Origin of the sequence: Streptomyces pseudovenezuelae (genome assembly GCF_029892565.1) — a bacterium.
GTDB classification, from domain to species: domain Bacteria; phylum Actinomycetota; class Actinomycetes; order Streptomycetales; family Streptomycetaceae; genus Streptomyces; species Streptomyces pseudovenezuelae_A.
Genome location: NZ_JARXVH010000004.1, coordinates 265,019 through 284,970 on the forward strand (window position 1 = coordinate 265,019; position 19,952 = coordinate 284,970).

Genomic DNA, 19,952 nt, shown 5'->3' on the forward strand with positions numbered 1-19,952 from the left:
CCTCCGGGCTCACCTGACCCGCCAGTCCCCGCTCTCGATCAACTTCCCCTGGCCGCGCAGGTGTACGGCGACGGCCGACGCGGCGACGTACACCCAGGCCAGTACCGCGTACCCGTCCTCCTCGCACCGCGCCTCGCGGGCCACGCGCTCGTACAGGTTGCTCGGGTCGCCCGGCGCGTACTCCTCCAGCCGGTCGAGCGCGGCGAGCAACTCCTCGTACCGGTCCGGCAGGGCGGTGACGAGTTCCCCGTAGACGACCCCGCCCGGCTCCTCCACGGCGTACGGGTAGCCGGGGCCGTCGTAGAGCACCGCGCCGGTCAGGCGGGCGGGGGTCTCGCAGCGGGTGCGGCCGCGCAGGAACAGGTCGTGGTTGACCTCGCCGGGGCGCAGGGTGCCGTAGACGAAGAACGGCAGGGCGCCAGGGGCGAAGAACGGGAAGCTCACAAAAGCGATTCTCTCTCCACACATACCTCCTCGTACGCGCTATGGACATGACATCCACAGCCTCCTTAAATCATGGTCAACATCAGCGCGCCCCTCGCCCCACAGGCCCCCCACACGCGCCCGTTGGCGCCTTTTCGAGGAGACCGATGAGCCGGATACGGCAGCACCTTCGAGGTTCCCGTCGTCTCGCCACCGCCGGTGTGGCCGTCACCACCGCCACCCTGCTGACCGCCGCCCTCTCCCCCGACGCGGCGGCGGCGGCCGATCGGCCGACCAGGGCCGGCGCGATCGAGAACGCGGCGTCCGCGCTCCTCGCGCAGGCCGCGACGCTCGGGCTCACCTCCGCGGAGGGCACGTCGGTCCGGGACGTGATCGTCGACAAGGACGGCACGCAGCATGTCCGGTACGACCGCACGTACCACCAACTCCCCGTGCTGGGCGGTGACTTCGTGGTCCACCTGGCATCGGACGGGGCGTACCGCAGCGCGAACCGGGCGACGAGGAGCCGAATATCCCTGGCCGACATCACCCCCTCGGTGTCCGCCCCCAAGGCCGCCGACCTCGCGACGAACGCCCTGCGGGCCCTGAACCTGGGCGAGACGCTGAAGAAGCTGACGGCCAAGCCCCAGTTGGTCGTCGACGCCCTGCACGGCACCCCGAAGCTGGCCTGGCGGACGGATGTCGTCGCGCAGGACTCGCTCGGCAACCCGGTCGGCCGTGCCGTGCTCACGGACGCCCGCACCGGTGCGCAGATCGACGCGTGGGACACCATCGAGACGGCCTCGGGCGACGGCAAGTCCCTTTACAGCGGCACGGTTCCGCTGCAGACGACGCAGTCGGGATCGACGTACCAGCTCAAGGACCCGACGCGCGGGAACACGTACACGGGTGACGCGGCGAACAAGACCGACCTGTGCATCCTGACCAGCATCTGCATCAGCCGCGCCCCGTCGACGGTGTTCACGGACGCCGACAACCACTGGGGCACGGGCGCGACTTCGGACCGTGCGTCGGCGGCGGTGGACGCGCAGTACGGGACCGACGTGACCTGGGACTACTACAAGAACGTCCACGGCCGCAATGGCATCGGGGGCGACGGCAAGGGCTCCTACAACCGCGTCCACTACGGCAACAAGTACAACAACGCCTTCTGGGACGACAGTTGCTTCTGCATGACCTACGGCGACGGTGACGGGACGACCTTCGGGCCGCTGGTCTCCCTCGACGTGGCCGGCCACGAGATGTCCCACGGCGTCACCTCCAAGACCGCCGCGCTGACGTACTCGGGCGAGTCCGGCGGCCTCAACGAGGCGACGTCCGACATCTTCGGCACGCTGGTGGAGTTCTACGCCGACAACTCCTCCGACCCCGGGGACTACCTGATCGGCGAGAACGTCGTCCGTTCCGGCTCCGGCCTCGCCGCCCTGCGCTACATGGACAAGCCCTCGAAGGACGGCAACTCGGCGGACTCCTGGAGCAGTTCGGTCGCCGACCTCGACGTCCACTACTCCTCCGGCGTCGCCAACCACTTCGCGTACCTCCTGGCGGAGGGCAGCGGCGCGAAGACCATCAACGGGGTCAGCTACAACTCCCCCACGTCCAACGGCTCCAAGGTCACCGGGATCGGACGGACCAAGCTGGGGGCCATCTGGTACCGGGCGTTGACGGTCTACATGACGTCGTCGACGAATTACGCCGGGGCACGGGCGGCCACGTTGAGCGCGGCGAAGGATCTTTATGGGGCGGGGAGTTCGGAGTATGCGGCTGTGGGGGCGGCTTGGAGTGCGGTCAACGTGAGCTGAGATCGCGTACGTGAAGAAGGCCGGTGCCTCCCCACGTGGGCACCGGCCTTTTCCCATTCCGCTCGGTCAGACGGCCCCGGCTACGCGGGGTACGGCCGCACCTCCCGCGCCTCCCTCAACGCCCGTCCCCACCACACCAGTTGATCCAGCATCACCTTGGCCGCCGCGTCCGGACCCGACGAGTCCTTGAGGCGGCCCTCGTCGAAGGACGCGCCCACGTTGTGGAAGGACACGGTGTCGCGGATGGTCACCGCGTGGAGTTCGGCGAAGACCTGGCGGAGGTGTTCGGCGGCGCGCAGGCCGCCCGCGAGGCCGCCGTAGGAGACGAGGGCGACGGGCTTGGCGCGCCACTCGGTGTAGTGCCAGTCGATGAGGTTCTTGAGGCCGGCCGGGAAGGAGTGGTTGTACTCGGGGGTGAGGACGACGAACGCGTCGGCCGCCGCCAGCCTCGGGGTGACCGAGGAGCGGGCGGCGAGCGCCGCGGCGCTGGGCTCGAAGGTCGTGGGCAGGTCGGCCTCCGCCACGTCCATGACCTCGGGGTTCAGGTCGCCGTGGTCGCGCATGTGGTCGAGGAGCCAGTCGGCGACGACGGGGCCGAAGCGGCCGTGACGGTTGCTGCCGAGGACGAGGGTGACGGCGAGCGGGGTGTCGGGGTTCTGCGGGGAGGTCGTGGGCTGGACGACGTCCCTGAACTGGGCAGCATCTGCGGTTTGCGTGGCATCTGTGGTCTGCATGCCGACCAGCCTCGTACCTCGACCTTTGTTGAGGTCAAGCCCGTGTCGTCGGTGCCGGGTCACCCGTTCACACGCGCGCCCTGCGCCCTTCGGGTTCTCTTCCGCCCCACCCCCGCGCTACGTCGATGACCTGCTGAAATACCGGGCGGCGAGGCCCGTTTTACACCACTCCGCCACCCATTCACCTCATTTCCGACAGACCCTCAGGAAGCGCGCTCGGCCCGCTGGCACTTACCTCGGAAGGGCAGGGGACACCGAAGAAGCTCGAGGGAGCACCGATGCGACGTACCGCCCGTCTGCTGACCGGTACCGCGCTCGCCGTCGCGGCCGCCGGCCTCGTCGCCGCGCCGGCCCACGGTGCCGACGGCGGCAGCCTGGAGGTGTACCCCTCCTCGGTCGTGCCGGGCGATCAGGTCACCGTGGACACCGCGGCGTGCGGCGAGGGCGGCACCGCGGCGGGCGATGCCAGCGCGGTGGGCGCCGGTGCCTTCACGCTGGCGCCGAGCACGCCCGAGGGCGACGCGATCGGGCAGTTCAAGGTGCCGCCGAGCGCGCAGCAGGGGACGTACGAGATCGTCGCGGAGTGCGCCGAGGGCGGGCGGCAGGTCTCGGGCGACCTGGTGGTCACGCTGACCCCGGTCCGCGGGCAGGTGCACCCGAGAGGAAGCGTCAAGACGGGGGTCGGCGGCGCTCTTGGCCCCGATCCCGTTCAGACCGCGGCCGGCGTGGCGGCTCTCGCCGTCGCCGCCGCGGGCGGTACCTGGCTCCTGCATCGCCGGGCGAGAGGCGACGGGATCTGACGGACACCCTCCGCTGTCCGTTCGCCGGTACCGCAAGTCCCTCCCCCTCCGGGTCCGACGCCCCTCGCGGCCCGGAGGGGGACCGGGGTCCCCACCGAGGCAGGAGGCAGCTCCGGCAGGCAGGAGGCTCGCGTGCGCAAGTTCAGTAACGCCCTGATAGGGACCGTCACCGTGGTCGCGCTCTGCACGGGCGCGTGGCTGCTCGGCAGCGGCCCGGACACCCACGCGCCGCCGCAGCCGTCGGCCGCGCAGGCCCACACCGCCCGCACCGGTCAGCAGGGCGAGCGGCCCGCCGCGCCCGCGCTGCCGCCCTCCCCGCCCGACCGCATCCGCATCCCGTCGATCCGCGTGAACGCCCCCCTCATGGGCCTCGCCCTCACCCCGGCCGGCAGCCTCGACGTACCGCCCGCCGCGAAGCCGAATCTCGCCGGCTGGTACGAGGCCGGCACCACCCCTGGTGAACGCGGTACCGCGATCGTCGCCGGCCACGTCGACAACGCCGACGGCCCCGCCGTCTTCTACGAGCTCGGCGCCCTGAAGAAGGGCAGCACCGTCGAGGTGGACCGGCGGGACGGCGGCGTGGCCGTGTTCACGGTGGACGCGGTGGAGGTCTACGAGGCCAAGAACTTCCCCGACGAGAAGGTGTACGGCGCCGCCGCGCGCCCCGAACTGCGGGTCATCACCTGCGGCGGCGGCTACTCGCGGAGTACTGGTTACCAGGGCAACGTGGTCGTCTTCGCGCATCTGACCGGCAGCCGCCAATAGCGCGGGCCCGCGGTCACGCGATCACTCGGTCACTCGGTCACGCCGTGCTCTCCAAGTACCGCAACACCGCGAGCACCCGCCGATGCCCCGTGTCCGACGGCGGCAGGCCGAGCTTGGTGAAGATGTTGGCGACGTGTTTCTCCACGGCGCGTTCGGAGACGGTGAGGGCCGTGGCGACGGCGTGGTTGGTGCGGCCCTCGGCCATCAGGGAGAGGACCTGGCGCTCGCGCGGGGTGAGGGTGTCCAGGGCCGTGGTCCGGCGGCTCGCGCCGAAGAGCTGGGCGACGACCTCGGGGTCGAGCGCGGTGCCGCCGGCCTTGATGCGCTCCAGCGCGTCGACGAACTCCCCGATGTCGGCGACCCGTTCCTTGAGGAGGTAGCCGAACCCGGCGGGGTTGGCGAGCAGTTGGGCCGCGTGGGCCGTCTCCACGTACTGGGAGAAGAGCAGAACTCCCATGCCGGGACGTTCCGTTCGCAGGCGCACGGCCGCTCGTACGCCCTCGTCGGTCTGGGTGGGTGGCAGGCGGATGTCGACTACGGCGACGTCGGGGGCGTGTTCGGCGACGGCGGCCAGGAGGGTCTCGGCGTCTCCGACGGCCGCGGCCACCTCGACCCCGCGCAGCTCCAGCAACTGCGCCAATCCGTCGCGCAGCAGGGCCGAGTCCTCGGCGATGACGACGCGCATTCCACTCCCGTCACATGGGCGGCCCGGCCCAAGTGGCCACTCGGCTCACATGGGCAGCTCGACGGTGACCACCGTAGGCCCTCCGGGCGGGCTGTCGCAGGTGAGCGTGCCGTCCACGGTGCGGACGCGGGCGAGCAGGCCGGTGAGTCCGGACCCGGCGCCGATCACCGCGCCGCCCCGGCCGTCGTCGGTGACGCGCAGGCGCAGCAGTCCGTCGCGGGCGGTGACGGTCACGGTGACCGCGCCGGCGTGGCTGTGTTTGGCGGCGTTGGTGAGGAGTTCGGCGGCGCAGAAGTAGGCGATGGACTCGACGGCCGGGCTGGGGCGGGCGGGGAGGTCGGTGGTGAGGTCGACGGGGAGGGCGCTGTCGGCGACGAGGCTGGCGAGGGCCGGCGGGAGGCCCTGGTCGAGTACGGGGGGATGGATGCCCTTGACCAGGTGGCGCAGGTCGGCGATGGCCTGGGTGGCGTTGCCCTGCGCGGTGTCGACGACGGTGAGGACCCGGTCGGGGGCCGCGTCGGCGTTGATCAGTTCGCGGATGATGGTGAGGTGCATGGCGAGGCCGACCAGCCGGGCCTGGGTGCCGTCGTGCAGGTCGCGCTCGATGCGGCGCAGGGTCGCGGCGGCGTCGTCGACGGCCTGGGCGCGGGTCTCCTCCAGGGTGCGGATGCGGCGGTCGGCGGCGTCGGTGCCGAGAAGCGCGGTCAACAGGGCGCGGTGGGGTGTGAGCGCGTGTCTCAGGAGGTACGGGGCGACGGCCAGCAACAGCAGACCGAGTGTGAACGGAATCAACCAGCGCGGCCAGCTGTCGACCTGGTAACCGAAGAACTCCAGCGATACGCGGGTCACGGTGCCATCGGGGTGGTGGACGGTGTTGTAGTTCAGGTGGCTCAGGACCGGGTGGAGTGTGAGCAGGACGCCGTAGACGTATCCGATGACGACGGCGACGTACGCCAAAACGCCTGTGAACGGAGTCAACAGGGCGCAGGCCACGGCCCGCCACCCCGACCGCTCCCCCAGCAGCGCCCGCCGCCACGCGAACACCCCGCCGCCCTGCGGCACCGGCGGCTCCTCGATCTCCACCCCGAGCAGCCGCCGCGCCAGCCCCCGCTGCAGCGCGCCCAGCGCCAGCGCACCCCGCACGGTCCCGGCCACCAGCCACAGCCCCACCGTGGTCACCGACAGCACCCCGCCCACCGCCAGCCCGAACAGCGTCAGCACGAAGCCGACCAGCGCGAGCGGGAAGGCGATCACGCCGTAGAGGAGGGCGGCCAGGGCGCGGCGGCCGAAGGTGGCGGCGGCGAGGGAGGCGAGGAGGCGGGAGATGGAGGCGCGGGAGTCGCGGAGGCGGGAGGTGAAGTTGCCCGAGGTGGAGGGGCGGCGGAGGCGGTTCACGGCGTTCAACCTAGGCGAGGAAGCGGTGCGCGAGTCGGAGCTGGAGTGCGGTCAGGCCCCGCCCGATCCACGGCATGAGCAGCAGGAAGCCGACCCCGCCGAGGAGCGCGTGGAACGCCCACGCGCCGGCGAAAGTGGGCCCGCCCCACGCCCCGGAGTAGTCGTCGCCGGCGCGCAGGGGCCAGCCGAGGTTCATGGGGACGATGAGCCAGCCGTAGACGGTGACGAAGAGGGTGAACAGGTTCAACGGCAGCGCGGCGACGGCATGGACGAGCCCACTCCGCGCCCCGCCGCCTGTTCCGCCGCCCGCTCCGCCCGCTTCCCTCCCGGCCTCCGGCCCCAGCACCCGCCGCATCACCCCCCGCTGCCACCGCCCCGTCGGCGCCCCGACCAAGGCGAGCGGGATGCTCGCCAAGCCCACCGGCAGGGCCACCGCGCCGTATGCGAAACGCCGCCACGTACCGGCGGTGAAGGGCTCGCGGGCGATGCGCCGGGCGTGGGTGAGGGCGCGGTCGGCGGTGGTGTGGGCCGGGATGTCGCGGGTGGTGTCCATGGCATGTCCCCCTGGGCGTGAGCTGGTGGAATCCGACAGATCAAGACTCGCCGCCGCCCTGGTGGCGGGCGATGGTGCGAGTACGGGACCCGGGGGTTCGGCCAGCCCCACCCCAGCGCCCCGTCCTCGCCTCACAGCACGCCCCCGGTGCGTTCGCCGAACCCTCACACCCTCCCCGCGCCCCCGCTGAGGGCAGCGTTCCCCGCGGGAAACAGGTGTGATGCGGTCGGGTAACACCGGCGTCGCAGGCTCCTGGGCATGACCTCGAATCCGCGTGTGGTGCCCACCATCGTGCTGGTCGGCCATGGCATGGTCGGTCAGCGCTTCCTCGAAGCGCTCGCCGAACGCGGCCTGACCGCGACGCACCGCGTGGTCGTGCTGTGCGAGGAACCGCGTCCGGCGTACGACCGCGTCCAGCTCACCTCGTACTTCTCGGGCCGCACGCCCGAGGAACTCTCGCTCACGGACGCGGCGTTCATCACGGACCACGGGATCGAGCTGTACGTCGGCGACCCGGCGGAGACCATCGACCGGGCGACGAAGACGGTGACCGCCCGCTCCGGACTGACGGTCGAGTACGACACCCTCGTCCTCGCCACCGGCTCGTACCCGTTCGTGCCGCCGGTGCCCGGCAAGGACTCCGACGGCTGTTTCGTCTACCGCACGATCGAGGACCTCCTCGCGATCGAGGCGTACGCCGGGTCGCGGGCGACCACGGGTGCCGTGGTCGGCGGCGGGCTGCTCGGGCTTGAGGCCGCCGGCGCGCTCAAGGGGCTCGGACTGGCCACGCACATCGTGGAGTTCGCGCCCAGGTTGATGCCGGTACAGGTCGACGAGGGCGGTGGTGCTGCCCTGCTGCGCACCATCGAGGACATGGGCCTGACGGTCCACACGGGGACCGGTACGCAGGAGATCCTGGCCGGTGCGGACGGCGCGGTCACTGGGATGAAGCTGTCGGACGGTTCCGAACTCGCCACGGACATAGTGGTGTTCAGCGCCGGCGTCCGTCCCCGGGACCAGCTCGCCCGCGACTGCGGCCTGACCGTCGGTGAGCGCGGTGGCATCACGGTCGACGACCGGTGCCGTACGGTCGCCGACCCGCACGTCTTCGCGATCGGCGAGTGCGCGCTGGCCTCGGACGGCCGGGTGTACGGCCTGGTGGCACCGGGGTACGAGCAGGCCGAGACGGCCGCCGCGGCCATCGCCGCCGACGAGAGCGACCAACCGACGTTCACCGGCGCCGACCTGTCCACCAAGCTGAAGCTGCTCGGCGTGGACGTGGCGTCCTTCGGCGACGCGCACGGCACCGCCGAGGACTGCCTGGACGTCGTGTACTCCGACGCCCGCGCGGGCCTGTACAAGAAGCTGGTCATCGCCCGGGACGGCACACTGCTCGGCGGCATCCTGATCGGCGACGCGGACGCGTACGGCACCCTGCGCGCGTTCACCGGCTCGGTTCCGCCGGTCGCCCCCGAGTCACTGGTCCTGCCGGCCGGTGCCGGGGAGTCGGTCCAACTCGGGCCGTCCGCGCTGCCGGACGAGGCGATCGTCTGCTCCTGCCACAACGTCTCCAAGGGCACGATCCGCGGCGCGGTGACGGACCACTCCTGCGCGACCGTGCCCGAGGTGAAGAAGTGCACCAAGGCCGGTACGGGCTGCGGGAGTTGCGTCAAGGTGCTCGGCCAGCTCGTCACCGCCGAACTGGAGGCGAGCGGCGTCGAGGTCGACAAGGGCCTGTGCGGCTGCTTCACGCAGACCCGCGAGGAGCTCTACGAGATCGTCCTCGCCCTGCGCATCAACTCCTACCAGGACCTGCTCGACCGCTACGGCCGTGAGGGCGCCCGGGGCGGCGACGGCTGCGAGGTCTGCAAGCCGACCGTCGCCTCCGTCATCGCCTCCCTCGCCCCGACGATCGGCGCGAGCGGCTACGTCCTGGACGGCGAACAGGCGTCCCTCCAGGACAGCAACGACCACTTCCTCGCCAACCTCCAGAAGAACGGCTCCTATTCGGTCGTGCCGCGCATCCCCGGCGGCGAGATCACCCCCGAGAAGCTCATCGTGATCGGCGAGGTGGCCCGGGACTTCGGGCTCTACACGAAGATCACCGGCGGTCAGCGGATCGACCTCTTCGGTGCACGGGTCGAGCAACTCCCGCTGATCTGGGCCCGATTGGTGGACGCCGGTTTCGAGTCGGGGCACGCGTACGGCAAGGCCCTGCGCACGGTGAAGTCCTGCGTCGGCCAGACCTGGTGCCGTTACGGCGTCCAGGACTCCGTCCGCATGGCGATCGACCTGGAGCTGCGCTACCGGGGGCTCAGGTCGCCCCACAAGCTCAAGTCGGCGGTCTCCGGCTGCGCCCGCGAGTGCGCGGAGGCCCAGTCGAAGGACTTCGGCGTGATCGCCACCGCGAGCGGCTGGAACCTCTACGTCGGCGGCAACGGCGGCGCCACCCCACGCCACGCGGACCTGCTGGCCCAGGACTTGAGCGACGCCGAACTGGTGCGCCTGATCGACCGGTTCCTGATGTTCTACATCCGCACCGCCGACCGCCTGGAGCGCACGAGCGTGTGGCTGGAACGGCTCCCGGGCGGCCTGGACCACGTACGGGACGTCGTCGTGGAGGACTCGCTCGGCATCTGCGAGGAGCTGGAGTCGCTGATGGCGGCCCATGTGGCGAACTACGCCGACGAGTGGGCGACCACCATCAACGACCCCGAGAAGCTGGGCCGGTTCGTGTCCTTCGTGAACGCCCCCGACACCCCCGACCCGGTCGTCGGCTTCGTCCCCGAGCGCGACCAGATCAAGCCCGACCTGCCACTGCTCACCATCGGCCACCGTCCCCTGGAAGGAAGTGCCCAGCGATGACCCTGGCACCCGAGACGACCGACCTCAAGGTCCAACTCCGGCTCGACACCGACTGGTTCACGATCTGCGACCTCACCGCGCTGGCCCCGGGCCGCGGAGTCGCCGCGCTGCTCCCCGACGGCAGCCAGGTGGCCCTGTTCCGCGACCGGAACGGCACCCTGTACGCGATCGACAACCGCGACCCGTTCAGCGGCGCGGCGGTCCTCTCCCGCGGCCTGACCGGCACCCACCAGGACCGCCCGTTCGTCGCGTCCCCGCTGCTGAAGCAGCGGTTCGACCTGATATCGGGGCGGTGCCTGGACGACGAGTCGGTGCGGGTGGCCACGTACGAGGTGCGGGCCCGCTGACAGGCGGTGACGTGTGGGCCGAAGCAGGTCGCTCACAGTGACGTCATCTGCAGCGGCCTCTGCGGTCGTTGTGCCGCGGCGGCCGGTGCCGCCAGGAGCCGGATCACCGCGTCGAGCCCCCCGAGCGGTGCCGCCCGCAACTGCGCCTCGCCGCCGCTCGCGTGGGCGAGGCGTTGCACCAGGGCGAGGCCCAGGCCCGTGCCGCCCTTGGGGGCGTCGGGGGCCCGCCAGAAGCGGTCGAAGGCGCGACGGCGTTGTTCCTCGGTCATGCCGGGGCCCTCGTCCATGACGTGCAGTTCGACCGTGGAGGGGCCGCCGACCGGACGGTGCGGGAAGCGACGTTCATGGGGTGTGGGGCGACGGAGGTCCACGGAGACCGTGGAGCCGACGGGGGACACGCGCAGGGCGTTGGAGAGCAGGTTGTCCAGGATCTGCTCGACCGCCCCGGGCAGCGCGAGCACCTCACCGGCGTAGTCCCCGGCCAACGCGAGCCGCACGCCCCGCTGTTGGAAGAGCGGGGTCCAGGCATGGTGGCGTTCCACGCACACCCCGTCGAGTTCGACCGCCTCGGGCACACCGGCGCTCTCGTCGAGCCGGGCCATCGCGAGCAGCCCCTCGACCATCCGGGCCAGCCGGTCGGTCTCGGTCATCGCCGCGGTGAGGGTGCCCCGGGCCTGGAGCGTGATGTCGCTCTCCAGGTTCTCCAGGCGCAGCCGCAACGCCGCGAGCGGGGTCTTCAGTTGGTGCGAGGCCTCACCGGCGAAGGCCCGCTGGGAGGCCAGGAGGTGTTCCAGGCGGGCGGCGGTGCGGTTGAACGCGGCGGCGAGGCTGCGTACTTCCGGCGGACCGTTGGTGACGGCGACCGGGGAGGCGGCACCGCCCGCCGCCAACTCGTGCGTGGCACGCTCCAGTTCGCGGATGGGACGGCCGGTCCAGCGGGCGATGGCGAACCCGACGACGGCGACCGCCGCGAGCACCCCGAGCCCGCCCAGGGCCAGCAACAGCCAGACGTGGTGCACCCGTTCGTGCACCATCCGGGTCGGTACGGTGATCCGGACGGCCCCTTGCTGCTCGGCGCCGTGCCGCACCGGCGCGGCCACCGCGAGGTACTGCACCCCGCCGATGGTGGAGGTACGGACGTCCGTCGTCGCGGTCCCGCGCAGCGCGGCGGCGATACCCGGCCAGGAGACGAGGTCGCGCTCCTCCTCTCCGGTCAGGGCATGCGAGGTGGCCAGCAACCCACCCGCGCTGTCGACGATCAGCACCTCGCCGCCGATGCGCTCGGCGCAGTGGGCCGCCCGCTCCGGCAGGTCCCGCGCGGCACGGCCGGCGTCGAGGGAGAGCGACGCGAACGCCGACACCGACTCCGCCTCGTCCTTCGCCGCGTTGATCACCCGCTCCCGCTCACCGCGCGAGTAGAGGTAGCCGAGCGGGAGTTCCAGGCAGAGCAGGACCAGGGCGGCGAGCGTGAGGTAGCTGAGCAGCAGGCGGCGGGTCATCGCCAGACCGCAGGTTGCTCGTGCGCCGGTTGGGCGTACGGCGGTTGCACGGGTTGTGCCGGGGGCGGTTGGGTGTGCACCGCCAGCCGGAAGCCGACGCCGCGCAGTGTCTGGATCCACGCAGGGTTCCCCAACTTGCGCCGGAGCGTGGCCACATGGACGTCCAGCGTCTTGGTCGGCCCCTCGTAGAACGGGTCCCACACCCGGTCGAGGATCTGCTGCCGTGAGTACACCGCCCCCGGATCCTCGGTCAGCAGCGCGAGCAACTCGAACTCCTTCGGCGTGAGCACCACGGCCGCCTCACCGACCCACACCTGACGGGTGCGCCGGTCGACGACGAGGGGGCCGGTGTCAGTGCCGGCGCCAGGGGCTTCCGGCGGTGGAGGTAGAGGGTCGAAGGGGGCCGGGGCGGGGCCGGCCGGTGGCACCGGCGCGGCAGCAGGAACGTACGCGCCACCGCCGTAAGGTGGCTGCTGCGGCACCCCGAACTCGCCGTTCCCGAGCCCCCGTTGGGACCTCCGCGTGACCGCCCGCACCCGGGCCACCAGTTCCCGCATGCTGAAGGGCTTGGCGAGGTAGTCGTCGGCGCCCAGTTCGAGGCCGAGCACCCGGTCCGCCTCCTCGCCGCGCGCGCTGAGGATGATGATGGGGACCTCGGAGTGCTGCCGGATGCCACGGCAGACGTCGATGCCGTCCAGGTCCGGCAATCCCAGGTCGAGCAGGACGACATCGCCGTACGGCCCTCTCAACCCCTCGGCGCCGGTGCGGACATGGTCGACGACCAGACCGAAGTGGCCGAGCCCCTCGACGAGCGGTTCGGCGATCGTGTCGTCGTCCTCGATGAGCAGCGCTCGTACGCCCATGCGTTCCCGTCTCTCCCGTGTTCTCCGGCGAACCGAATTCGCGCATTCCGCGATCCGTCACGCTACAAGAGCGGCCAATTTCACGAAAGTACGGATCCGGAAAATGTGAGCAGCGGCTCAGCACCGGACGGGACCGGACAAGAAATGTCCCGCACCTGTCGAGGATTTAGTGTTCCTCTAACCTTCGCCTGGCCCACGCCCCGCTAGCGTGACACCACCTGATCACCCAGGTCAGAGGCGTCAATCGGGAGGAACCGTGAAGGCACTGCTGGACCGCGCCCGCGCATTCAAGCGGCACGTCGACTTCGAAAGCGGCGAATACCGGAAACTGGCCGAAGGGCAATATCCCGAGGCATTGTTCATCACCTGCTCGGATTCACGGGTGATACCCGCACTGATCACGGGCGCACGGCCCGGTGAGATATTCGAGCTGCGGAACGCGGGCAATATCGTCCCGTCCTACGGACAGCACGGCGCCTCGGGCGAGGCCGCCACCGTCGAGTACGCGCTGGAGGTGCTCGGCGTTCAGGACATCGTGGTGTGTGGTCATTCCCACTGCGGGGCGATGGGCGCCCTCAAGTCCGGCGACGACCTGTCCGCACTCCCGGGCGTGGACGCCTGGCTGCGACTGGCCCGACCCCACCTGGCGCCCGTCCTGGACGGCGCGATCGACGACCCGTCCATGCCGGACATCTCCCAGCTGAACGTCGTCAACCAGCTTGCCGCGCTGCGGAGTTACCCCGTGGCCCGGCGGCGCCTCGGCGCGGGAGAGCTGCGCCTGCACGGCTGGTACTACGAGGTGGACACCGGCCAGGTGCACGAGCTGGACGAGGACGGCCTGTTCCGGGTGCACGCGGCATGACCGGCACGCACGGCAGGCACGCACGGGGGACCCGGGCGGCGACGCCGCCTCGGTACGGGGAGGGCCCCTGGACGGACGGTGATCCATGGGGGGACGTCAACTCGGCGGCGGGCAACGGTTCCTGGGCAGACCCCAACTCGCAGGAGAACAAAGGTTCCTGGGAGCCCGCCAACTCATGGGTGGAAACCGGCAGTTGGGTAACCGAACCACCCAACACCCCACCCTCACCCCCACCTCCGATGCCGAACAAACCGCCCTCCCCCGCCACCCCGAAGACCGACCTCGCCACCGAGATCACCGCTTCTCTGGTCGTCTTCCTCGTCGCCCTCCCCCTCTGCATCGGCGTCGCGGTCGCCTCCGGCGTTCCCGCCGAACTGGGCATCATCTCGGGGGTGATCGGCGGTCTCGTCGTCGGCGCGGCCCGTGGCAGCACGCTCCAGGTCAGCGGCCCCGCCGCCGGTCTCGCCGCGCTGGTGGCGGAGACAGTGCTGGAGTACGGCGTGGCGATGCTCGGCGTGATCGTGCTCTTCTCGGGGCTGCTCCAGATCGCGCTCGGGCTGCTGCGGCTCGGCCGGTTCTTCCAGGCGATCTCACTGGCGGTCGTACAAGGCATGCTCGCGGGCATCGGGCTTCCGCTGATGTTCAGTCAGGCGTACCCGGCGGCCGACGCGAAGGCCCCCGGCACCCCGCTGGAGAACATGGCCGGCTTCCCCGGCCTGCTCGCGGACACCGCCGCCGACCCGCAGGCGCTGATCGCGGCCGGACTCGGCATCACCACGGTCGTGTTGAGCTTCCTGTGGAAGAAGGTGCCCGGCCCGGTCCGGAAGGTCCCGGCGGCGCTGGTCGCCGTGGGCATCGGCATCGCGGTCGCCGCGCTCCCGGGCGTGGAGGTGCGCACCCTCCAGGTCGGCAACCTGCTCGCCTCGGTCGACGTACCCGGCCCGGCGCAGTTCGCGGGTCTCGCGAACGCCGGGATCATCACCGCGATCCTCACCTTCACGGTGATCGCCTCCGCCGAGTCCCTGTTCACCGCGGCCGCCGTGGACCGTATGCACGACGGCCCGCGCACCCGCTACAACCCCGAACTCATCGCCCAGGGCGCCGGCAACACGCTCGCGGGTCTCCTCGGCGCACTCCCCATCACCGCGGTGGTGGCCCGGAGTTCGGCGAATGTCCAGGCGGGCGCGAAGACCCGTCTCTCCCGCACGCTGCACGGCCTGTGGCTGCTGGCCTTCGCGCTTCTCCTTCCCCAAGTGCTGGCGTTGATCCCGGTCTCGGTGCTGGCGGGCGTGCTCGTGCACAGCGGCTGGAAGCTGTTCGCGCCGGAGGAGTTCCCGAAGATGTGGCGGCAGGACCGGGGCGAGTTCGCGGTCATGACCGTGACGACACTGGTCATCGTGGCGACGGCGCTCCTTGAGGGCGTGCTGGTCGGCCTGGCCGCCGGCATCGTCCTGGCCGCCGTACGCATGTCGAAGACCGTCATCCGGCAGCACACCGAGGACGACACCGCGAAGGTCGTCATGGCCGGCAACGCCACCTTCCTGCGCCTCCCCCAGGTCATCGAGGCCCTGGAGTCCGCCGCGCAGGCCGGAAAGCCCCGTATCCGCCTCGACCTCACCGGCGTCACCCACCTCGACCACGCCTGCCGGACGCAGGTGGAGGAGTTCGTCACCCAACAACGCGGCAAGGGCCTGCGCGTGGAACTCCTGATGCCGGGCCCCGCGAAGCCGACGCCCACCACGCCGGAACATCCCGCGGACCGTCCCGCGGACCGACCCGGCCCCACGGCCGAGTGGTTCTACCTGGACAGCCGGCCGATGCCGAGAGCGGCCGACCACTTTTCTTGACCGAACATTCCACTACGTCCTACGCTCTCCCCATGGCCAGAACCAAGGAGTTCGACCCGGACACCGCACTGCAGTCCGCCCTGGAACTGTTCTGGCGGCGCGGCTACGAGGCGACCTCGATGTCCGACCTGGTGGAGCACCTGGGCATCGGCCGCGCCAGCCTCTACGCCACCTTCGGCAGCAAGCACGAGCTGTACCTGAAGGCGCTGGACCGCTACGACCGGGCCGGACTCCCGCCCATCGTGCGGGAGTTGTCCCAACCGGGGCCTGCGCTCCCGGCCGTACGAGCGGTCGTACGGCGGTACGCGACGGAGGCCGCCGACGACCAACTGCGCCTGAACGGCTGCCTGGTGACCAACACGGCAGCCGAACTCGCCCCGCACGACCCGGCCGCCGCCCGCCGAGTCGAGCGCAACTGGGACCAGTTGGAGACCGTGCTGCACTCGGCACTGGTCCGCGCCCAGGCCCAGGACGAACTGCCCGCCGACCGCGACCCCCTCACCCTCGCCCGCATGCTGCTGGTGCTGATGCAGGGGCTACGGGTGGTCGGCAAGGCGTCGGCGGACCCGGCGCGGGTACGGGACGCGGCGGAACAGGCGCTGGCGCTGCTCGACTGAGTTCACGCGACGGACGACGCCTCCATCTGCCGCCATACTGAACCGATAGGTCAAAAATCACAGGGGAGATCATGACCAGTACCCGTTTCACCGACAAGACCGCTCTCGTCACCGGCGCGGGCTCGGGCATAGGGCGGGCGATCTCTCTGGCCCTCGCCGCCGAAGGGGCTCAGGTCGTCGTGGCCGGGCGTCGCCGCGAACCCCTCGACGAGACGGTCCAGTTGATAGAGGCGGCCGGCGGCAAGGCCCTCGCGGTGACCGCCGACGTATCGAACGCGCCCGACACCGAGGCCCTGGTCCGCGCCGCCGTCGACCACTTCGGCTCCCTCGACGTGGCCGTCAACAACGCGGGGGTCTTCCGCGGCGGCCCGCTGGCCGACCTGTCCGAGGAGGACTGGCGGGCTCAACTCGACGCCAATGTCACCGGGATGTTCCTGGCGCTCCGGGCGGAGATCCGACAGATGCGGACCCAGCCGTCCGGCGGCGCGATCGTGAACATCGCCTCCATCTTCGGCGTCCACGCCCGCCGCCCCGGCACCGCCGCCTACTCCGCCACCAAAGCCGCCGTCTCCGTCCTCACCAGAGGCGCCGCCCTCGACCACATCCACGAGGGCGTCCGCATCAACGCGGTCAGCCCCGGTGCCGTGGAGACTCCGATGTCCCTGCGCCCGGGCGAGGACGACGCCGCCCGCGCCGAACGCGCCGCCGCCACCCTCCCCCTCGGCCGCATCTCGACCACGACGGAAGTCGCCGCCGCCGTCCTCTACTTGGCCTCGGACGACGCGTCCTCGGTGGTCGGCACGGACCTGGTGGTGGACAGCGGGGCGACGGCCTGAGCACCCATCGGCGGGGGCCGCGAACGACCAGAGGGGCGGCACCCCCGCACAGGGTGCCGCCCCTCCTTCGTGATCCGGAACCGCCGCCCATCGGTTGAGGGTCGGGGACAGGTGGCAGTTCCGGGGTTCAGTGGCCGTACGGCCCAGCGGTCGTCAACGGCCGCTCAGGTCAACGGCGTTGGCCGCCCGCCGACGTCACCGGTGATCGCTTCCCGTCGACTGCGTAGCCGCCCGCCCCGCCTCCAACCGCGCCACCGGGATCCGGAACGGCGAGCAGGAGACGTAGTCGAGGCCGACCTCGTGGAAGAAGTGGACGGACTCCGGGTCGCCGCCGTGTTCGCCGCAGACGCCGAGCTTCAGGTCGGGGCGGGTGGCGCGGCCGGCCTCCACGGCGGACTTGACCAGGGCGCCGACGCCGTCGCGGTCGATCGTCTCGAAGGGGGAGACGCCGAAGATGCCCTTCTCCAGGTAGGCGGTGAAGAAGGAGGCCTCGACGTCGTCGCGGCTGAAGCCCCACACCGTCTGGGTCAGGTCGTTCGTGCCGAAGCTGAAGAACTCCGCCGCCTCGGCGATCTGGCCCGCCGTCAGTGCGGCGCGCGGCAGTTCGATCATCGTGCCGATGGAGAGCTTGAGCTCCGTGCCCGTCGCCGCCTCGACCTCCGCGATGACCTGGTCGGCCTCCTCGCGGACGATCTCCAGCTCCTGGACGGTGCCGACGAGCGGGATCATGACCTCGGCGCGCGGGTCGCCCTTGGCGTTCTTTCGCTCGGCGGCGGCCTCGGCGATCGCGCGGACCTGCATGGTGAACAGACCCGGGATGACCAGACCCAGCCGCACACCCCTCAGCCCCAGCATCGGGTTCTGCTCGTGCAGGCGGTGGACCGCCTGGAGCAGGCGCAGTTCGTTCTCGTGCGGGTCCTTACGGGCCTCCGCGAGCGCCACCCGCACCGACAGCTCGGTGATGTCCGGCAGGAACTCGTGCAGCGGCGGGTCCAGGAGCCGGACCGTCACCGGGAGGCCGTCCATCGCCGAGAAGAGCTCGACGAAGTCCTGCTTCTGGAGCGGGAGAAGCTGCTTGAGGGACTCCTCGCGCTCGTCGTCCGTGTCCGCCAGGATCAGCCGCTCCACCAGCTCGCGCCGGTCGCCCAGGAACATGTGCTCGGTACGGCACAGTCCGATGCCCTGCGCCCCGAAGCGCCGGGCGCGCAGCGCGTCCTCGGCGTTGTCCGCGTTGGCGCGCACCCGCAGCCGCCGCTTGCGGTCGGCGAAGGCCATGATCCGGTGCACGGCCTCGACCAGTTCGTCGGCGTCGTTGGCACCGGCGTGCATCCGCCCCTCGAAGTACTCCACGACGGGCGACGGGACCACCGGCACCTCACCGAGGTACACCTTGCCGCTCGACCCGTCGATGGAGATCAGGTCGCCCTCTTCCACCACCTGGCCGCCGGGCACGGTCATCCGCCGCCTCTTGGTGTCGACCTCCAGCTCCTCCGCGCCGCAGACACAGGTCTTGCCCATGCCGCGCGCGACCACGGCCGCGTGGGAGGTCTTGCCGCCGCGCGAGGTGAGGATTCCCTCGGCCGCGATCATGCCGTCCAGGTCGTCGGGGTTGGTCTCGCGGCGGACCAGGATGACCTTCTCGCCCGAGCGGGACCACTTGACGGCCGTATACGAATCGAAGACCGCCTTGCCGACCGCCGCGCCCGGCGAGGCCGCGATGCCCCGGCCGACCGGCGCGGCCTTCGCGTGCTCGTCGAAGCGCGGGAACATCAGCTGGGCGAGCTGGGCGCCGTTGACCCGCTGGAGGGCCTCGGTCTCGTCGATCAGGCCCTGGTCGACGAGCTGTGTGGCGATACGGAAGGCAGCGCCCGCCGTGCGCTTGCCGACGCGCGTCTGGAGCATCCACAACTGGCCGCGCTCGATGGTGAACTCGATGTCGCAGAGGTCCTTGTAGTGGTTCTCCAGCGTCTTCATGATCTGCATCAGCTGGTCGTACGAGGTCTTGTCGATCGTCTCCAGCTCGGCGAGCGGGACGGTGTTGCGGATGCCCGCGACCACGTCCTCGCCCTGCGCGTTCTGCAGGTAGTCGCCGTAGACGCCCTGGTGGCCGGAGGCGGGGTCGCGGGTGAAGGCGACGCCGGTGCCGGAGTCGGGGCCGAGGTTGCCGAAGACCATGGAGCAGATGTTGACGGCGGTGCCGAGGTCGCCGGGGATGCGCTCCTGGCGGCGGTAGAGCTTGGCGCGGTCGGTGTTCCAGGAGTCGAAGACCGCGTGGATGGCGAGGTCCATCTGCTCGCGCGGTTCCTGCGGGAAGTCCCGGCCGGCCTCCTTCTTGACGATCTTCTTGAAGGCGGTGACCAGCTTCTTCAGGTCCGTGGCCTCCAGTTCGGTGTCGACCGCGACCTTCTTGGTCTCCTTGGCCTTCTCCAGCGCCTCCTCGAAGAGGTCGCCGTCGACGCCGAGGACGGTCTTGCCGAACATCTGGATGAGGCGGCGGTAGGAGTCCCACGCGAAGCGGTCGTCGCCGGCCTGCTTGGCCAGGCCCTGCACGGACTTGTCGGAGAGCCCGATGTTCAGGACGGTGTCCATCATGCCGGGCATGGAGAACTTCGCCCCGGACCGGACCGACACCAGCAGAGGATCGTCGGCCTGTCCGAGCTTCTTGCCCATCCGCGCCTCCAGGGCGTCGAGGTGCGCACTCACCTCGTCACGCAGTGCCGCCGGCTCGTCCCCGCTGTCGAGGTAGACCTTGCAGGCATCCGTCGTGATCGTGAACCCGGGGGGAACGGGGAGACCGAGGTTGGTCATCTCGGCGAGGTTCGCACCCTTGCCACCCAGGAGGTCCTTGAGGTCCTTGTTTCCCTCGGTGAAGTCGTAAACGAACTTCGCTACGTGGGGATCTTTGTTTTCCGACACGGGTCTCGACTCCTCGGGACGCGGGTGGCTGCCCTGACAGCCAGGAACTTACCCAGATCGAAGGCGCCTGGGTACGTCCACTTGCGCGTCATGCGCCTGTAACCGGTCGTCCGCCACCGGAT

Annotated in this window: 17 protein-coding genes; 9 read left to right on the forward strand and 8 right to left on the reverse strand. The window is 70.9% G+C overall.

Features of this window, described 5'->3' with window-relative positions; genetic code table 11:
• Window positions 1–9 precede the first annotated feature (9 nt).
• A complete protein-coding gene (locus M2283_RS14030) occupies window positions 10–444 on the reverse strand; it encodes a gamma-glutamylcyclotransferase family protein (RefSeq protein WP_280876512.1) in 435 nt (144 codons plus the stop codon).
• A 146-nt stretch (window positions 445–590) separates the two neighbouring features.
• Here M2283_RS14030 and M2283_RS14035 point away from each other — a divergent pair, with 146 nt between their 5' ends.
• Window positions 591–2,246, forward strand: coding sequence for a M4 family metallopeptidase (locus M2283_RS14035; RefSeq protein WP_280876513.1), 1,656 nt, complete (start codon window positions 591–593; stop codon window positions 2,244–2,246).
• A gap of 80 nt (window positions 2,247–2,326) precedes the next feature.
• Here M2283_RS14035 and M2283_RS14040 read toward each other — a convergent pair whose 3' ends face one another.
• Complete coding sequence (locus M2283_RS14040; protein ID WP_280876514.1) at window positions 2,327–2,980, reverse strand: NADPH-dependent FMN reductase; 654 nt, start codon at window positions 2,978–2,980, stop codon at window positions 2,327–2,329.
• Between the two features lie 278 nt (window positions 2,981–3,258).
• Between M2283_RS14040 and M2283_RS14045 the strand changes: the two genes are divergently transcribed.
• A complete protein-coding gene (locus M2283_RS14045; RefSeq protein ID WP_280876515.1) occupies window positions 3,259–3,780 on the forward strand; it encodes a hypothetical protein in 522 nt (173 codons plus the stop codon).
• Between the two features lie 132 nt (window positions 3,781–3,912).
• Window positions 3,913–4,545, forward strand: a complete 633-nt coding sequence (locus M2283_RS14050; protein WP_280876516.1) for a class F sortase — start codon at window positions 3,913–3,915, stop codon at window positions 4,543–4,545.
• A gap of 37 nt (window positions 4,546–4,582) precedes the next feature.
• Here the strand turns inward: M2283_RS14050 and M2283_RS14055 are convergent, their stop codons facing one another.
• The 3 genes from M2283_RS14055 to M2283_RS14065 are packed head-to-tail and all read right to left on the reverse strand — an operon-like array spanning window position 4,583 to window position 7,178.
• On the reverse strand, window positions 4,583–5,230 hold the full coding sequence (locus M2283_RS14055) for a response regulator transcription factor (RefSeq protein ID WP_280876517.1): 648 nt from the start codon (window positions 5,228–5,230) through the stop codon (window positions 4,583–4,585).
• A gap of 45 nt (window positions 5,231–5,275) precedes the next feature.
• Entirely contained in the window at window positions 5,276–6,625 is a 1,350-nt protein-coding gene (locus M2283_RS14060; protein WP_280876518.1) for a sensor histidine kinase, read from the reverse strand.
• A gap of 10 nt (window positions 6,626–6,635) precedes the next feature.
• Window positions 6,636–7,178: a hypothetical protein gene (locus M2283_RS14065; protein WP_280876519.1), complete on the reverse strand. Its 543-nt coding sequence runs from the start codon at window positions 7,176–7,178 to the stop codon at window positions 6,636–6,638.
• Between the two features lie 258 nt (window positions 7,179–7,436).
• Here M2283_RS14065 and nirB point away from each other — a divergent pair, with 258 nt between their 5' ends.
• Together nirB and nirD are read left to right on the forward strand one after the other, a co-directional pair.
• Window positions 7,437–10,043, forward strand: coding sequence for a nitrite reductase large subunit NirB (gene nirB / locus M2283_RS14070; protein ID WP_280876520.1), 2,607 nt, complete (start codon window positions 7,437–7,439; stop codon window positions 10,041–10,043).
• Window positions 10,040–10,390 carry a nitrite reductase small subunit NirD gene (nirD, locus tag M2283_RS14075; protein WP_280876521.1) on the forward strand — a complete coding sequence of 117 codons (351 nt, stop codon included), beginning with the start codon at window positions 10,040–10,042 and terminating at the stop codon, window positions 10,388–10,390. Before nirB ends, nirD begins: the two co-directional genes overlap by 4 nt.
• Window positions 10,391–10,422: 32 nt before the next feature.
• On the opposite strand, the gene M2283_RS14080 is transcribed toward nirD, so the two are convergent.
• Entirely contained in the window at window positions 10,423–11,889 is a 1,467-nt protein-coding gene (locus tag M2283_RS14080; protein WP_280876522.1) for a sensor histidine kinase, read from the reverse strand.
• Window positions 11,886–12,752 carry a response regulator transcription factor gene (locus M2283_RS14085; RefSeq protein ID WP_280876523.1) on the reverse strand — a complete coding sequence of 289 codons (867 nt, stop codon included), beginning with the start codon at window positions 12,750–12,752 and terminating at the stop codon, window positions 11,886–11,888. The genes M2283_RS14080 and M2283_RS14085 overlap by 4 nt, the downstream gene beginning before the upstream one ends.
• A gap of 256 nt (window positions 12,753–13,008) precedes the next feature.
• On the opposite strand from M2283_RS14085, the gene M2283_RS14090 reads away from it, so the two are divergent.
• The 4 genes from M2283_RS14090 to M2283_RS14105 all read left to right on the forward strand — a co-directional run bounded on the left by M2283_RS14090 (window position 13,009) and on the right by M2283_RS14105 (window position 16,914).
• Window positions 13,009–13,614, forward strand: a complete 606-nt coding sequence (locus tag M2283_RS14090) for a carbonic anhydrase (protein ID WP_280876524.1) — start codon at window positions 13,009–13,011, stop codon at window positions 13,612–13,614.
• A gap of 239 nt (window positions 13,615–13,853) precedes the next feature.
• Window positions 13,854–15,461 carry a SulP family inorganic anion transporter gene (locus tag M2283_RS14095; protein WP_280876525.1) on the forward strand — a complete coding sequence of 536 codons (1,608 nt, stop codon included), beginning with the start codon at window positions 13,854–13,856 and terminating at the stop codon, window positions 15,459–15,461.
• 32 nt (window positions 15,462–15,493) lie between these two features.
• Window positions 15,494–16,078, forward strand: a complete 585-nt coding sequence (locus M2283_RS14100) for a TetR/AcrR family transcriptional regulator (RefSeq protein WP_280876526.1) — start codon at window positions 15,494–15,496, stop codon at window positions 16,076–16,078.
• A gap of 71 nt (window positions 16,079–16,149) precedes the next feature.
• A complete protein-coding gene (locus tag M2283_RS14105) occupies window positions 16,150–16,914 on the forward strand; it encodes an SDR family NAD(P)-dependent oxidoreductase (protein WP_280876527.1) in 765 nt (254 codons plus the stop codon).
• A gap of 195 nt (window positions 16,915–17,109) precedes the next feature.
• On the opposite strand, the gene ppdK is transcribed toward M2283_RS14105, so the two are convergent.
• Window positions 17,110–19,830 carry a pyruvate, phosphate dikinase gene (gene ppdK, locus M2283_RS14110; RefSeq protein ID WP_280876528.1) on the reverse strand — a complete coding sequence of 907 codons (2,721 nt, stop codon included), beginning with the start codon at window positions 19,828–19,830 and terminating at the stop codon, window positions 17,110–17,112.
• Window positions 19,831–19,952 lie beyond the last annotated feature (122 nt).

Coding starts and splice junctions, on each gene's coding strand:
- M2283_RS14035 (WP_280876513.1), top strand. CDS start 591: ATGAGCCGGATACGGCAGCACCTTCGAGGTTCCCGTCGTCTCGCCACC.
- M2283_RS14040 (WP_280876514.1), bottom strand. CDS start 2,980: ATGCAGACCACAGATGCCACGCAAACCGCAGATGCTGCCCAGTTCAGG.
- M2283_RS14045 (WP_280876515.1), top strand. CDS start 3,259: ATGCGACGTACCGCCCGTCTGCTGACCGGTACCGCGCTCGCCGTCGCG.
- M2283_RS14055 (WP_280876517.1), bottom strand. CDS start 5,230: ATGCGCGTCGTCATCGCCGAGGACTCGGCCCTGCTGCGCGACGGATTG.
- M2283_RS14065 (WP_280876519.1), bottom strand. CDS start 7,178: ATGGACACCACCCGCGACATCCCGGCCCACACCACCGCCGACCGCGCC.
- nirB (WP_280876520.1), top strand. CDS start 7,437: ATGACCTCGAATCCGCGTGTGGTGCCCACCATCGTGCTGGTCGGCCAT.
- nirD (WP_280876521.1), top strand. CDS start 10,040: ATGACCCTGGCACCCGAGACGACCGACCTCAAGGTCCAACTCCGGCTC.
- M2283_RS14080 (WP_280876522.1), bottom strand. CDS start 11,889: ATGACCCGCCGCCTGCTGCTCAGCTACCTCACGCTCGCCGCCCTGGTC.
- M2283_RS14085 (WP_280876523.1), bottom strand. CDS start 12,752: ATGGGCGTACGAGCGCTGCTCATCGAGGACGACGACACGATCGCCGAA.
- M2283_RS14095 (WP_280876525.1), top strand. CDS start 13,854: ATGCCGAACAAACCGCCCTCCCCCGCCACCCCGAAGACCGACCTCGCC.
- M2283_RS14100 (WP_280876526.1), top strand. CDS start 15,494: ATGGCCAGAACCAAGGAGTTCGACCCGGACACCGCACTGCAGTCCGCC.
- M2283_RS14105 (WP_280876527.1), top strand. CDS start 16,150: ATGACCAGTACCCGTTTCACCGACAAGACCGCTCTCGTCACCGGCGCG.